The organism is Saccharothrix coeruleofusca (genome assembly GCF_017876325.1).
GTDB lineage: Bacteria > Actinomycetota > Actinomycetes > Mycobacteriales > Pseudonocardiaceae > Actinosynnema > Actinosynnema coeruleofuscum.
In genome coordinates this window covers 3,560,257-3,574,279 of sequence record NZ_JAGINV010000001.1, presented here as the reverse complement: position 1 = coordinate 3,574,279, position 14,023 = coordinate 3,560,257, and the positions used below count along the sequence as shown (strand labels likewise).

The window sequence follows — 14,023 nt, the reverse complement described above, 5'->3', positions numbered from 1 at the left end:
TGAGCGGCGCGGGGCGCGCCGCGCCGCTCACCGTCCGGGGACTACTTGGGGCCGGGCGGCACCAGGCAGCTCACCGGGGCGGACTGGTTGCCCGACGCGTCCACGGCGTACACCAGCGCGTCGCCGTTGAGCGTGATCCGCCAGTCGATGTCGCCCACGCCGACCTTCTGGTTCGGCGTGGCGCCCGGAGCCTGCACCAGCTTGATCTTCGTGCCGCTGGGGAAGCCTCCGAAGACGTAGGAGCTGGCCGAGTCCGCGACGTAGACCTCCGGGGCGGGGTCCACCGCGTCGGTGGCGGTGAGCTGGAAGAAGCCGTCCTCGTTGTCGGCGGGCGGCTCGGTCCCGCCGCCGGGGTTGTTGGTCGGCGTGCAGGTCACCGTCGGGGGAGTGGTGTCCACCCAGTCCTTGAGCACGTCGTCGCACCGCTGCTGCCCCGAGGCGTGGGTGAAGCAGCCGCGGATGCTGTCGGTGCCCAGGCCGGCCAGGCCCTGCGCGCCGGGGTAGGTGAAGTCCGAGGTGCCCGCGCCCGAGGTGTCCGCCGCGCCCGCCGCGCCCGCGTTCGGGCCGGACAGCACGGTGAAGTCCACCGGCACGCCCGCCACCGGGTCACCGAAGTCGTCGGTCACCGTCGCCGTGGCGGTGTGCGTCTGGCCCGGCGTGCCCAGCTCGTTGACCGCGTGCTCGGGCTCGACGTCGATGGCCGCCGCGCACCCGTGCACGTTCACCACCGGGTTGGCGAAGGTCACCACGTGGCCCTCGGCGTCGGTGTAGGCGACCGACGGGTTGACCGCCAGCGCGCCGCCGCCCGCCGCCGGGTCGTGCGTCGCGGTGAAGGTCAGCGTGGGCGACTCGGTGCCCAGCTCGTCGATGGTCCAGGTGAGCTGGTTGCCCGCCTGGGCGACCGACCCCTTGGAGACCGCCGGGGAGCTGATGGAGAACTGCGGCGCCACGGTGTCCACCACCGTCACGCCGGTGGCGGCGGGTACGACGATCGCCGCGCCGATGGCGGCGAACACCTCGGCCAGCTGACCGGAGTCCGGCGCGTAGCGGTAGTGCGCGCTGTCCGGGTCGCTGGTCCAGTCCTGGATCTCGGCCTCGTCGGCGGCACCCAGCCCGATGCCGAAGATCTCCGTCCCGGCCGCCCGCGCGGCGACCGCGTCGTCACTGGCGTCGCCGCCCGCGGTGGTCTCGCCGTCGGTCATGACGACCATCTTCTTGGCGTTTCCGGGCAGTGATCCGGCCAATTGCGCCTGCGCGGTGGAAATGGCCTCGGAGTGGTTGGTGCTGCCGTCGGCGACCAGCGCGTCGATGGCCGATTTCACGGCGTTGGCGTCGGAGGTCAGCGGCGTGTCCGCGGTCGCGGTGGAGGCGAAGCTGACCACCCCCAGCCTGCTGCCGTTGGCGATGACCCCGTCCAGCGAGCCGTCGGTGGCCTCGTCGACGAGGTCGACGAACCCCTTCGCGGCGGTCTTCAGGTCCGCGATCGGCTGGCCCGCCATGCTGCCCGAGCGGTCGAGCACCAGCGCGACGTCCACCGGGCTGCCGGAGATGCCGTTCTCGGCGTCGAGCGCGACGGTCACCGGGACCGACCCGCCGCAGTCGATGTCGGTCGCGCCCAGCGACTTGGTGCCCGTGACGGTGCCGCCTGCGGCCTGCGCGGCGGGCGCGGCCGCGAGCGGCACGGCCAGCGCGGCGAGCACGGCGGCCGCGGTGAAGCAGGTCTGTCTCTTTCTGGTTCTCATCGGTGTCGCATCTCTCTCGTGCGCGCCGGTCGCTCGTGAATTCCCCGTGGAACCACGTCGCGCTGTTCCCGACGAGTCGGGGGGCCCGGCACGGTGAGATTAAGCGCGGTTTCCGGAAAGGGGACCGGAACTCACCTGAAAGAGTTAGCGGAATCGTGCATCGCCGCTGTGGTGGCGAATGTTAGCGGGCTGGGCGGATTTGTAATCCGGAAATCGCTCGTGCGATATTTCCTTCGTGTTCCGCGCGAACGGCGAGGGGCCGCCCGCCGAAGCGGACGGCCCCTCGAACGCGGTCCGCGTCAGCTGCGGACCATCTTGCGCAGCACGTACTGCATGATGCCGCCGTTGCGGTAGTAGTCCGCCTCGCCGGGGGTGTCGATGCGGACCACCGCGTCGAACTCCACCTTCGAGCCGTCCTGCTTGGTGGCCACGACCTTCACCGTCTCCGGCGTCGCACCGTCGTTGAGGGCGGTGATGCCGCTGAAGTCGAAGGTCTCGGTGCCGTCCAGGCCCAGCGAAGCCGCCGACTCACCGGCCGGGAACTGCAGCGGCAGCACGCCCATGCCGATCAGGTTCGACCGGTGGATGCGCTCGAACGACTCCGCGATCACCGCGCGCACGCCCAGCAGCGAGGTGCCCTTGGCCGCCCAGTCGCGCGACGAGCCCGAGCCGTACTCCTTGCCCGCCAGCACCACCAGCGGCACGCCCGCCTCGGCGTAGGCCACCGAGGCGTCGTAGATGGTGGTCTGCTCGCCGTCCGCCAGGAAGTTGCGGGTGTAGCCGCCCTGCACGCCGTCCAGCAGCAGGTTGCGCAGCCGGATGTTGGCGAACGTGCCGCGGATCATGACCTCGTGGTTGCCGCGCCGCGAGCCGTAGGAGTTGAAGTCCTTGCGCTCGACGCCGTGCTCGGTGAGGTACTTGCCCGCCGGGGAGTCGGCCTTGATCGCGCCCGCCGGGGAGATGTGGTCGGTGGTGACCGAGTCGCCCAGCAGCGCCAGCACCCGCGCGCCGCTGATGTCGGTGACCGGCTTGGGCTCCATCTCCATGCCCTCGAAGTACGGGGGCTTGCGCACGTAGGTCGACTCGGCGTCCCACTCGAAGGTGTTGCCGGTCGGCGTGGGCAGCGACTGCCAGCGCTGGTCGCCCGCGAACACGTCGGCGTAGCCCTTGGTGAAGCCCTCCGGCGAGATCGCCGACGCGACGACCTCGGAGATCTCCTGCGGCGACGGCCAGATGTCGGCCAGGTACACCGGCTCGCCGTTCTGGTCGGTGCCCAGCGGCTCGGTGGTGATGTCCTTGTCCATCGAGCCCGCCAGCGCGTAGGCGACCACGAGCGGCGGCGAGGCGAGGTAGTTCATCTTGATGTCGGGGTTGATCCGGCCCTCGAAGTTCCGGTTGCCCGACAGCACCGACACCACGGCCAGGTCGCCCTGGTTGACGCCCGCGGAGATCTCCTCCTGCAGCGGACCCGAGTTGCCGATGCACGTGGTGCAGCCGTAGCCGACCAGGTGGAAGCCCAGCTTCTCCAGGTACGGCAGCAGGCCCGCGCGCTCGTAGTAGTCCATGACGACCTTGGAGCCCGGCGCGAGGGTCGTCTTGACCCACGGCTTGCGCTCCAGGCCCTTCTCCACGGCCTTCTTGGCCAGCAGGGCCGCGCCGATCATCACCGACGGGTTGGAGGTGTTGGTGCACGAGGTGATCGCGGCGATCGCGACCGCGCCGTGGTCCAGCTCGAACTCGGCGCCGTCCACGGTCACCTTGACCGGGTTGGACGGGCGGCCGTCGCTGCCCTCGGCGGCGGAGTGGACCGCGGGCTTGCCGTTCGCGCCGTCCTCGTGGCCGTAGGCGGGCGGGTCGCTGGCCGGGAACGACTCGGAGACCGCCTCGTCCACCGACGAGTCCGCGCCGTAGGGCGCGGTGTTCTGCGGCACGCCGGGCTTGCGGTCGTCGCCGCCGGTCACGCCGTGGCTGACGTAGTCGGTCAGCGCCTGGCGGAACGCCGCCTTGGCGTTGGTCAGCTCGATGCGGTCCTGCGGGCGCTTGGGACCGGCGATCGACGGGACGACCGTCGACAGGTCCAGCTCCAGGGTCTCGGAGTAGACCGGCTCGCGCGCCGGGTCGTGCCACAGGCCCTGCTCCTTGGCGTAGGCCTCGACCAGCGCCAGCTGCTCGGCCGAGCGGCCGGTCAGCTTCAGGTAGTCGATGGTCTCGCCGTCGATCGGGAAGATCGCGCAGGTGGAGCCGAACTCGGGGCTCATGTTGCCGATGGTGGCGCGGTTGGCCAGCGGCACCGCGCCCACGCCCGAGCCGTAGAACTCGACGAACTTGCCGACCACGCCGTGCTCGCGCAGCATCTGCGTGATGGTCAGCACCAGGTCGGTGGCGGTGGCGCCCGCGGGCAGCTCGCCGTGCAGCTTGAAGCCGACCACGCGCGGGATCAGCATGGACACCGGCTGGCCCAGCATCGCGGCCTCGGCCTCGATGCCGCCCACGCCCCAGCCCAGCACGCCGATGCCGTTGACCATGGTGGTGTGGCTGTCGGTGCCCACCAGGGTGTCGGGGTAGGCCTGGCCGCCGCGGACCATGACCACGCGCGCCAGGTGCTCGATGTTGACCTGGTGCACGATGCCGGTGCCCGGCGGGACGACCTTGAACTCGTCGAACGCGGTCTGCCCCCAGCGCAGGAACTGGTAGCGCTCCCGGTTGCGCTCGTACTCCAGGTCCACGTTCAGCTCGAAGGCGTCCGGGCGGCCGAACACGTCGGCGATCACCGAGTGGTCGATGACCAGCTCGGCGGGCGCCAGCGGGTTGACCTTGGCCGGGTCGCCGCCCAGCTGGGTCACCGCCTCGCGCATGGTGGCCAGGTCGACCACGCAGGGCACGCCGGTGAAGTCCTGCATGACCACGCGGGCCGGGGTGAACTGGATCTCGGTGTTGGGCTGGGCGGTGGGGTCCCAGCTGCCGAGGGCGCGCACGTGGTCGGCGGTGATGTTCGCGCCGTCCTCGGTCCGCAGCAGGTTCTCCAGCAGGATCTTCAAGCTGTACGGCAGGCGCTCCGCGCCCTCGACCGCGCTCAGCCGGAACACCTCGTACGAGGCGTCGCCGACGGTGAGCGTGCCGCGGGCGCCGAAGCTGTCCTTGCTCGCTGGTGCAGTCACGACCAACTCCATCTTGGTGACGCGCAAAAGTCGGTTGGGGAACTTCCGTGAGTCTTCCGCACCCGCGGGTGCGGCGCCCTCCCGGGTTAAACAGTACGCGTGTCCTGTATTCGGCTTCAACCCGGCCCCACGGAGATCACGGCATCATCGCCCCGGTGTTGGGTCTTGATCGGATCGGCAAGCGCTACGGGCGCGGTCCCTGGGTGCTGCGGGACGTGGACCTCGCGGTGGAGCCGGGGGAGCTGGTGGTGGTCGCGGGCGGCAACGGCTCGGGCAAGTCCACGCTGCTGCGGGTGGCGGCGGGGCTGACCGCGCCGACCACCGGGCGGGTGCGCCGACCGGCCTCGGTCGGCTACCTGCCCGAGCGCTTCCCCGCCGGAGTCGGCCTGTCGGCCCGCGCCTACCTGGGGCACCTGGCCGCCGTGCGCGGCGTGCCCGCGCGGTGGGACCTGCTGGAGGCGCTGGGGTTCGTCGGCGACGACAGCGCGCCGATGGCGCGGCTGTCCAAGGGCAACGCGCAGAAGGTCGCGCTGGTCCAAGCCCTGCAGGCCACCGACCTGCTGGTGCTCGACGAGCCGTGGTCCGGGCTGGACGCGGCCGCGGGCGCGGTGCTGGGCGAGCTGGTCGCCACGGCGCGGGAGGAGGGGGCGGCGGTGCTGCTGACCGACCACCACGGCCACGACCTGCCCGACGCGCGCGAGCTGCGGCTGACCGGCGGCTCCCCGACCGGGGTGGTGGTCGAGCTGGACCGGGTGGGCGGGCTGCTGGCGCGGGTGAGCGAGCTGGACGGGGTGCTGGCGGCCACGGCCGTCGGCGGCGGCGCGCGGCTGGAGGTCCGGCGCGACGCCAGTGACGGGGTGCTGGCGGAGGTGCTGCGGCTGGGCTGCTCGGTGCGGAGCGTGCGGTCGTGACGCCGAGGTGCGCGAACGCTCGGTTCGCGGTGTCGGAACGCTCGGTTCGGGGTGCCCGGACGCGCGACTCGCGGAGGGGTGGAGGGTGAACGCGCTGGTGCGGTACCTGCTGGCGGACGTGCTGCGCTCGCAGCGGTTCCTGGCGCCGGTGATGGTGTTCCTCGCGGTGCTGGGGATGTTGTACGCCAGTGACGCGGGGGTGCCGCTGGTCGCCTACGCGGGGTCCTGCGTGCTGATCTACCCGGTGGCGGTGTGGCTGACCGTCGTGGTCGCCACCGCCGAGGACCCGGTGCGGCGGTCGGTGACCGTGGTGGCTGCGGGCGGCTGGGGCCGCGTGCAGGGCGCGGTCGCCGTGAGCGCGGCGCTGTGCGCGTGCCTGCTGGCGCTGGTGGCCACCGGGGTGCCGGTGCTGACCCAGTCGCGTCCCTACCCGCCGGAGGTGGTGGCGCAGGGCTTCGGCGCGCACCTGGTGTGCGGGCTGACCGGGGTCGGCGTCGGCCTGCTGTGCGCCCGGCCGGTGATCACCAGGCTCGGGTGGGGCGTGCTCGCGGCGACCGCGCTGGTGGTGCTGCCGTTCCCGCTGGGACGGGTGCCCCCGGTGGGCAGCGTGCTGGGGGCGCTGAACGACCAGCGCGACGTCCTGCCCGTGCTGCTGGTCTCCGGCGCGTGCGCGTTGGCGCTGCTGGTGATCGCCACCCTGACCGCCACGAGGCTGGGGCCGCGCAGGGGATGAGGTGGACGCGGGCGAGCACGGCGAAGGGGGCCCGCCTGCACGGCGGACCCCCTTCGGTGAACCGGACTACTTGGCGGCCTTGAGCAGCTCGTCGATGTCCTTGGGCTGCAGACCCCGCAGCAGCGTCAGGAAGACCTCGCTGTAGCTGCGGATGGGGCTGACGTACCACTTGCCGTCGACCTCGGTCGCCACCACGCCGAGGCCGTCCTTGAGCACCTGCGCGCCGATCCTGGAGATCACGTCGACCGCGGCGGGCGGGATCTGGCTGCCGCCCTGCTGCTCGATCAGCTGCGCGATCTCGTCCGCGCACAGGCCCTGGGACTGGCGCTGCACCCGCACGGTGTAGCAGTCGCCGTCCCGGCTGACCTCCACCTTCTCACCGTCGGCCTCGACGATCAGCTTGCGGATGGTCAGCTGCTTGCCGCCCGCGACGTCCTTGGCGTCGGTCTCCAGCTCCAGCAGCTTCGCGCCGGTCGCGGACACCTTGCCCGCCTCTTCCAGCAGGACCGGACCGACGTCCTGCAGCACGCCCATCTCGTCCGGCGGCAGCAGCGCGATGACCTTCTCCAGGTCGCCGTCGAGCCCAGCCTCCAGGATCTGCTTGGCCGCGTCCTGGGCCGAGCCCGCCCCGGCCGGGGCGATGCCCTTCGCGGGCCACTCCAGCTTCTCCTCCTCCAGCGCCGCGTGGGCGATGGTGTAGAAGAGGCTGGGGTACCACTCGTCGCCGACCTTGATGGTGGCGATGCCGATGGGCTTGCCGTCCCGCTCGGCCTTGACCTCGGCGAAGTCCAGCGTCTCGCTCTGCGGCTCCTTGTCCAGCTCCGCGCCCAGCGCCTCGACCAGCTTGTCGGTCAGCGGGACCTGCTTGACGTCGGAGGTGACCGTGATCTTGCCCTCGACCACCTTGTTGATGGTCAGCCGGTCGTTGACCTTGACCGCGGCGGCCTCGTCGAACTTGATGCCCTCGCTCTTGATCTGGACACCGGTGAGCTTGTTCGGGTCCGCGTCGGGCTTGAGGATCTCCAGCCGCTTGGCCTCGGAGACGGTGGCCTCGGTGTAGTCCTTGCTCAGCTGCGCCTCGGCCGGGGCCAGGCCGTTCATGATGCCCAGCACGTCACCGCTGCCCAGCGCGCTGAGCAGGTTGTTCGCCGCGGCGCTCGGGCTGTCCGAACCGGCCGCCGCGTCGCTGGAGCTGCGCAGCGCCCACACCGTGGCCACCGTGCCCGCAGCCAGCGCGAGCACCGCGACGATGGCGGTGACGACCAGTCCGGTGCGCTTCTTCTTCGGCGGCTCGCCCCCCGCGTAGGCGTAGGGCTGCTGCCCGAACTGCTGGTCGAACTGCGGCTGCCCGAACTGGGGCTGCTGGCCGAACGGCGGCTGCTGGCCGTAGGCGGGCTGGGGGCCGGTCTGCGGGTAACCGCCCTGCTGGGGCTGCGGGCCGGTCTGCGGCCAGCCGCCCTGCTGCGGCTGCTGAGGACCGCCATAGGGCTGCCCCGGCTGGTGCGGGTTGGGCTGCGGTGGCCATTCGCCTCCGCCGCCACCTGGGTAGGTCACGGTGCTCCTCCTGGAGAGATGATCGCTGCGCGGGCCGGTGCGGTGAGCGCGGTGATCGCCCCCGCGACCGCCAGCACGGCACCACCGAGGGTGGTCACCGGTCCGATCAGGCTGATCCCGACCAGTGCTCCCTCGTTGCCCCCTTGGACGGCGGCAAGTGCCGCCACCGTTCCCGTCATCGTGCCAAAAAGAAGAACAAAAATTGCCGCGATCCGGTGAAGATGTAGTGCCCAAAGGAGCACGGAGCACACGGCCAACGGGATGACTGCCACCCAGATGGCCCGGATCACTTCCCCGGACGTGTCGTCCAACCCGGCGAAACCACGGAACGCGAGCACTTGGTAACTGCTCCGGCTCACCGTTCCCGACCGCAGCCACGGCAGGAACGCGCCCACCACCGCGGTGACCAAGCCAACAGCCGCCAGCGCGGAACCCACCCGTCTCCTCAGCACCGGAACATGCTCGCAGGGCGGTTGGCGCTCTCGCCGGGGACCGTGTCACGGTGGGGGTATGAACGCACGGGAGGCGATGGCACGCGCGCGGCGGATCACCGCGCTGACCGGCGCGGGCGTCTCCACCGAGTCGGGCATCCCGGACTTCCGCGGTCCCGAGGGCGCGTGGACCACCGACGCCGACGCGGGCCGCCGCTCCAGCCTCCAGGACTACCTGGCCGACCCGGCGGTGCGCAGGCTGGCCTGGCGCGGCAGGCTGCACCACCCGATGTGGACCGCCGAGCCGAACGCCGCGCACCGGGCGCTGGTGGACCTGGAGCGCGCGGGCAGGTTGCGCGCGCTGCTCACCCAGAACGTCGACGGCCTGCACCAGCGGGCGGGCTCGACGTCGGTGGTGGAGCTGCACGGGTCTCTGCTGGGCACGGTGTGCCTGTCCTGCGGGGCGACCGGCACGATGCGCGACGCGTTGGAGCGGGTCCGCGCGGGCGAGGAGGAACCGGACTGCCCGGCGTGCGGCGGCATCCTCAAGTCCACGGCCGTCTCCTTCGGACAGCGGCTGGACCCGGACGTGCTGCGGGCCGCCCGCGCGGCGGCGCTGGACTGCGACCTGATGCTGGTCGCCGGGACCTCGTTGCAGGTGCAGCCCGCGGCGGGGCTGGTGGAGTTGGCGGCGCGGGCGGGCGCGGCGGTGGTGATCTGCAACGCCGAGCCGACCCCGTGCGACGGGCTGGCCGCGGCCGTGGTGCGCGGGCCGGTCGGCGGGGTGCTGCCGGAGCTGGTGGCGGCGCCGGTGGCCGCCGCACAGCGTCCGATCAGGACCTGGGGCGACCCGAGCACCTGGTGAACCACCCGTTCCGAGCCCTGGTCCGGGTGGTGGCGGCTCAATAGAGTCGTCCCCATGCGGGTGCCACTGACTGTCACCGACTTCCTCGACCGCGCCGAGCGGGTCTTCGCGGACTCCACCGCCACGGTGGACGAACCCGCGCAGCCCGCCGCCCCGGTGCCCACCACCACCTACCGCGAGCTGGGCGCGCGGGTCCGCGCCTGGCAGGCCGGGTTCGACGCGCTCGGCGTCGGCGAGGGCGAGCGCGTCGCCGTGGTCAGCCACAACTCCGCGCGGCTGCTGGAACTGCTGCACGCGGTGCCCGGCAGCGGGCGCGTCTGCGTGCCGGTCAACTTCCGGCTGCGGCCCGACGAGGTGTCCTACATCGTCGAGCACAGCGGCGCGTCGGTGCTGCTGGTCGACCCGGAGCTGGAGCTGGACGGCGTCACCGCGCCGCACCGGTTCACCCTCGGTGGGCAGACCGAGACCGAGCTGATGCGGTTCGACGTCGAGCCGAGGCCGTGGAGCGCGCCCGACGAGGACGCCACGGCGACGATCAACTACACCTCGGGCACCACCGCGCGGCCCAAGGGCGTGCGGCTGACCCACCGCAACATCTGGCTCAACGCGGTGACCTTCGCCATGCACACCCGCGCCTGGGAGCGCGACGTCTACCTGCACGTGCTGCCGATGTTCCACTGCAACGGCTGGGGGATGCCGTTCGGGCTGGCCGGGCTGGGCGTGCCGCAGGTGGTGCTGCGCAAGGTCGACGGCGCGGAGATCCTGCGCCGCGTGCGCGACCACGGGGTGACGCTGATGTGCGGCGCGCCCGCGGTGTGGAACGCCGTGCTCGACGCCGCGCGGAGCTGGTCGGGGGAGATCCCCGGTCGGGACGCGGTGCGCGTCGTGTGCGCGGGCGCGCCGCCGCCCAGCCGCACCATCGCCCGCGTCACCGAGGAGCTGGGCTGGGAGTTCCTCCAGATCTACGGCCTGACCGAGACCTCACCGCTGCTCACGTTCAACCGCGCCCGGCCCGCGGACGACGCGCTGCCCGCCGAGGAGCGCGCCCGCAAGCTCTCCCGCGCGGGCGCCCCCGCGCTGGGCACCCGGCTGGCCATCTCCGACAGCGGCGAGGTGCTGGCCCGCTCCAACGTGGTGATGGACGGCTACTGGGACAACCCGCGGGCCAGCGCCGAGGCCCTGGAGGGCGGCTGGTTCCACACCGGGGACGGCGGCCACCTCGACGACGAGGGCCACCTGACCATCTCCGACCGCAAGAAGGACGTGATCATCACCGGTGGGGAGAACGTCTCCTCCATCGAGGTCGAGGACGCCCTGTTCGCCCACCCGGCGGTGGCCGAGGTCGCGGTGATCGGCGTGCCGCACGAGAAGTGGGGCGAGACGATCAAGGCGCTGGTGGTGCTGGCGGAGGGGGCCTCGGCGACCGAGGCCGAGCTGATCGCGCACTGCAAGCGGCGACTGGCCGGCTACAAGGCGCCCACCTCGGTGGAGTTCCGCGCGGCCATCCCGCGCACGGCCACCGGCAAGATCCAGAAGTTCAAGCTGCGCGAACCCTACTGGGCGGGACTGGACCGGAAGGTGAACTGACGGCGCGGTCGCGCCACCTGTGACCGGTGGTGCGGCCGGGTCGAGTGGTGCTGTTGGGGCAGCAGTGGCACAGTCCCCCGCGAGTACGGCTGAACGGAGCAGTCCGCTGAGTCGAACGGGCGGGAGGTGTGCGTGGGTCGGTGGGGTGCTTGCGGCGCGGTCGTGCTGACCGCCCTGGTGTCGTTCGCGGGCACGGCGACAGCGGTGCCCCCACCGGACCCCGAGGTCAGCGCGGGGCGCAAGCGGCTCGACCCCGCCACGCCCCGCGTCGACACCCTGACCAAGGAGCTGGCCAGGGTCGATGCCCGGCTGCGGGCGCTGGCCGACGAGGTCGCGCACGCCGCCGAACTGGCCGACAAGGCCCGTGCCGACTTCGAGGCCGCGCGCGGCGAGGCGGCCAGGGCCCGCCAGGCGGCCGAGGCGGCCGAGGCCGAGGCCGCCAGGGCCGATGAGGCCGTCGAGGCGGCGCGCACCGCGCTGGACGAGGTCGCCACCGCCAGCTACCTGCAGGGCAGCGTGGTCGGCTCGATCACCGCCTACTTCGGCGCGACCAGCCCGCAGGACCTGCTGGCCCGCGTCCACCTGCTGGAGGTGGCGGGCGGCGCCGGGCTGGGCGTGCTGGAGGAGGTCCGGCGCAGCCGGGCGGAGAAGGCGACCAGAGCCGCCGCCGCGCGCCGGGCGCTGGCGCGGGCCGAGCGCGAGCAGGCCGCCGCCGACCGGGCCGAGCGGGCCGCCGACGCGGCGCGGGCGCTGGCCGCGAAGGCCCGGCAGGAGCAGGCCGGACAGGCCGTCGCGCTCGGGCGGGACAAGGCGGCGCTCGAAGCCGAGCTGGCCAGGGCGGTGGGGCAGGCGCGAGACGCGGACCAGCGGCGCGCGGAAGGGGCCGCCGCGCCCGCCGTGTCCTCGCGCGGTGCCGTGGAGATCGTGGTGACCAGGGCGATGGCGCAGTTGGGCGTGCGCTATTCGTGGGGTGGCGGCAACCACCAAGGTCCCACCGTGGGCGTGCGGGACTGGGGTGTCGGCGACTCCCACGGCGACTACCGCGCGGTCGGGTTCGACTGCTCCGGGCTGATGGTGTACGCCTTCGCGGGTGTGGGGGTCCGACTGCCGCGCCACAGCGGCGCCCAGCACAACGCGGGCCGCAAGGTACCGCTGGCCCAGGCGCAGCGCGGGGACATGCTGTTCTGGGGGCCCGGCGGCGGCACGCACGTGGCGCTCTACCTGGGTGACGGACTGATGGTGGAAGCGCCGTACTCCGGTTCGGTGGTCCGCCTGGCACCCGTGCGCTACGGCGGGATCACGCCCTACGCGACGCGCGTGCTGTGACCACCGCCCGGTGCGGGGGCACGACCCCCGCACCGGACTCGCTCGCTCACGGCACCCGGTTGCAGGACGTTCCGGTCTTGACCGGGTAGTGCCTCATCGCCTTGCGGGTCTGGGGACCGTACTCGCCATCGGCCGGGACGCCGATGATCTTCTGCACCTCCCGCAGCGCCGCCTCGGTGCGAGCGCCGAACTCGCCGTCGACCGCCAGGCCCTGGCCGTAGCAGTAGTTGAGGGAGTCCTGCAGAGCTCGGACCGCGTTGCTCTGGGCGCCTCGGTCCAGCACGCACGCGGCGCTCCAGGTTCCCGGCACGTTGTAGACCGGGATCCAGGACTCCTCGGCCCACGTCCCCCGCTCGTTGCAGTAGTAGGGCGCCTGCGCGTCCACCGAGGCGGACGCGGAGGCCGGAGCCGCGACGCCCAGGGTGACCAGGGTGGCCGCGGCGAGTGCGGTGAGTGTTCTGGACATGATCGTTTTCCTTTCGTGGATCGGACCGGTCGGACTCTGCTGACGGCTCGTCCCACCGGGCAACGGCGCTGGGACGGTGGGATGTGAGAAGGCGCTGACCTGCGGTGATGGTGCGGGCCTGGGACACGTCGCGGGATTGCGGTGAACGCGGGCGGCGGCTCGGCCAGGGTGGAGGTGGGGAGGGAACGGCCGGAGGGAGGGGCATGAAGCACCGATCAGGTGAGCTGTCCGAGCGGCTCGTGGAGCTGAAGGAGCGGTCCGGGCGCAGCTACCAGGACCTCGCGCGCCGGGTGGGGGTCAGCGGTTCGGCGCTGCACCGGTACTGCACGGGGGAGTCGGTGCCCGCCGACTTCGCGGTGGTGGACCGCTTCGCCCGCGCGTGCCGGGCCACCCGCGAGCAGCTGGCGGAGCTGCGCCGGCTGTGGTTGATCACCGAACTGCGCCGGGAGGGCGCGGGGGAGTCCCGCGCCGAACCCCTCGTCGAGCAGGCCCCGGAACCCGCCCCGAAACCCGCCCCGGAACCCGTCGCGGAACCCGTCGCGAGTGAGCCCGAACCGGGGGCGGGACCGCGGCGGCCGGCGCTGCTCAAGCTCGCCGTGGTCGCCGCGCTGGGCCTGGTGGCCGTGATGGTCCTGGTCCTGGTCGACCTCCGGCACCGGCAGGAGGCCGCGCCGACCGTGCCGCTGCTGCTGTCCGACCGCTGTCCCGACGTGCTCAAGCTCGGCCACGACGGCGACTGCGTCCACGAGCTGCAGACCCTCCTGCAGGTGGTGGGCGGCGAGCTGGCCATCGACAGCAGCTTCGGGCCGCGCACGCGGATGCGCACCATCGGTTTCCAGGTGCTGGCGGAGCTGCCCGCCACCGGCGAGGCGGACGCGGCCACCAAGCGCGCCCTCTACGCCAAGAAGGCGCAGCTGCGCAGCTGGCCCGCCGTGCGGGTCGAGGAGCGCATCCGCGAGGTGTTCCCCGAAGAGCCCGACCGGGCCGTCGGCGTCGCCCGGTGCGCCTCCCAGGTCGACCCGCTGTGGGTGCTGCCCAACGTCGACGGCAGCAACAACTGGGGGGTGTTCCAGCTGTCCGACGGCCTGCTGCGGCAGTACTCCGCGAGCCCGAGGGAAGCGCTGGACCCGGAGCGCAACATCGCACTGGCCCGCCGCACGTGGGAGCGCAACCGCGACTTCTCGGCGTGGCCCCACTGCGGCGCGGTGGCCCCGGCCTGAGCGCGCCGCCGGGCGCGCGGTCGGCTACAA

Annotated in this window: 11 protein-coding genes; 6 read left to right on the top strand and 5 right to left on the bottom strand. The window is 72.7% G+C overall.

Annotated features, from left to right (window positions below; genetic code table 11):
- Positions 1-41: 41 nt before the first annotated feature.
- Both JOF41_RS16085 and JOF41_RS16080 read right to left on the bottom strand, forming a co-directional pair.
- On the bottom strand, positions 42-1,742 hold the full coding sequence (locus tag JOF41_RS16085; RefSeq protein WP_209619925.1) for a vWA domain-containing protein: 1,701 nt from the start codon (positions 1,740-1,742) through the stop codon (positions 42-44).
- A gap of 299 nt (positions 1,743-2,041) precedes the next feature.
- A complete protein-coding gene (locus tag JOF41_RS16080; protein WP_229795987.1) occupies positions 2,042-4,900 on the bottom strand; it encodes an aconitate hydratase in 2,859 nt (952 codons plus the stop codon).
- Positions 4,901-5,055: 155 nt separating this feature from the next.
- On the opposite strand from JOF41_RS16080, the gene JOF41_RS16075 reads away from it, so the two are divergent.
- Complete coding sequence (locus JOF41_RS16075; protein ID WP_229795988.1) at positions 5,056-5,811, top strand: ABC transporter ATP-binding protein; 756 nt, start codon at positions 5,056-5,058, stop codon at positions 5,809-5,811.
- Positions 5,812-5,896: 85 nt separating this feature from the next.
- Positions 5,897-6,544: a hypothetical protein gene (locus JOF41_RS16070; protein WP_209619923.1), complete on the top strand. Its 648-nt coding sequence runs from the start codon at positions 5,897-5,899 to the stop codon at positions 6,542-6,544.
- 66 nt (positions 6,545-6,610) lie between these two features.
- Here the strand turns inward: JOF41_RS16070 and JOF41_RS16065 are convergent, their stop codons facing one another.
- Together JOF41_RS16065 and JOF41_RS16060 are read right to left on the bottom strand one after the other, a co-directional pair.
- Positions 6,611-8,098 carry a flagellar basal body protein FliL gene (locus JOF41_RS16065; protein WP_189225297.1) on the bottom strand — a complete coding sequence of 496 codons (1,488 nt, stop codon included), beginning with the start codon at positions 8,096-8,098 and terminating at the stop codon, positions 6,611-6,613.
- A complete protein-coding gene (locus JOF41_RS16060; RefSeq protein ID WP_229795989.1) occupies positions 8,095-8,535 on the bottom strand; it encodes a hypothetical protein in 441 nt (146 codons plus the stop codon). The genes JOF41_RS16065 and JOF41_RS16060 overlap by 4 nt, the downstream gene beginning before the upstream one ends.
- Positions 8,536-8,608: 73 nt before the next feature.
- Here JOF41_RS16060 and JOF41_RS16055 point away from each other — a divergent pair, with 73 nt between their 5' ends.
- From JOF41_RS16055 to JOF41_RS16045, 3 genes are all read left to right on the top strand, one after another.
- On the top strand, positions 8,609-9,394 hold the full coding sequence (locus JOF41_RS16055; protein ID WP_209619920.1) for an SIR2 family NAD-dependent protein deacylase: 786 nt from the start codon (positions 8,609-8,611) through the stop codon (positions 9,392-9,394).
- A 54-nt stretch (positions 9,395-9,448) separates the two neighbouring features.
- Entirely contained in the window at positions 9,449-10,981 is a 1,533-nt protein-coding gene (locus JOF41_RS16050; protein WP_209619917.1) for an AMP-binding protein, read from the top strand.
- Positions 10,982-11,113: 132 nt separating this feature from the next.
- Complete coding sequence (locus tag JOF41_RS16045) at positions 11,114-12,307, top strand: NlpC/P60 family protein (protein ID WP_209619914.1); 1,194 nt, start codon at positions 11,114-11,116, stop codon at positions 12,305-12,307.
- A gap of 46 nt (positions 12,308-12,353) precedes the next feature.
- Here the strand turns inward: JOF41_RS16045 and JOF41_RS16040 are convergent, their stop codons facing one another.
- On the bottom strand, positions 12,354-12,773 hold the full coding sequence (locus tag JOF41_RS16040; RefSeq protein ID WP_209619912.1) for a peptidoglycan-binding domain-containing protein: 420 nt from the start codon (positions 12,771-12,773) through the stop codon (positions 12,354-12,356).
- Positions 12,774-12,976: 203 nt separating this feature from the next.
- Between JOF41_RS16040 and JOF41_RS16035 the strand changes: the two genes are divergently transcribed.
- Positions 12,977-13,993: a helix-turn-helix domain-containing protein gene (locus tag JOF41_RS16035; protein WP_209619909.1), complete on the top strand. Its 1,017-nt coding sequence runs from the start codon at positions 12,977-12,979 to the stop codon at positions 13,991-13,993.
- Positions 13,994-14,023: the final 30 nt, after the last annotated feature.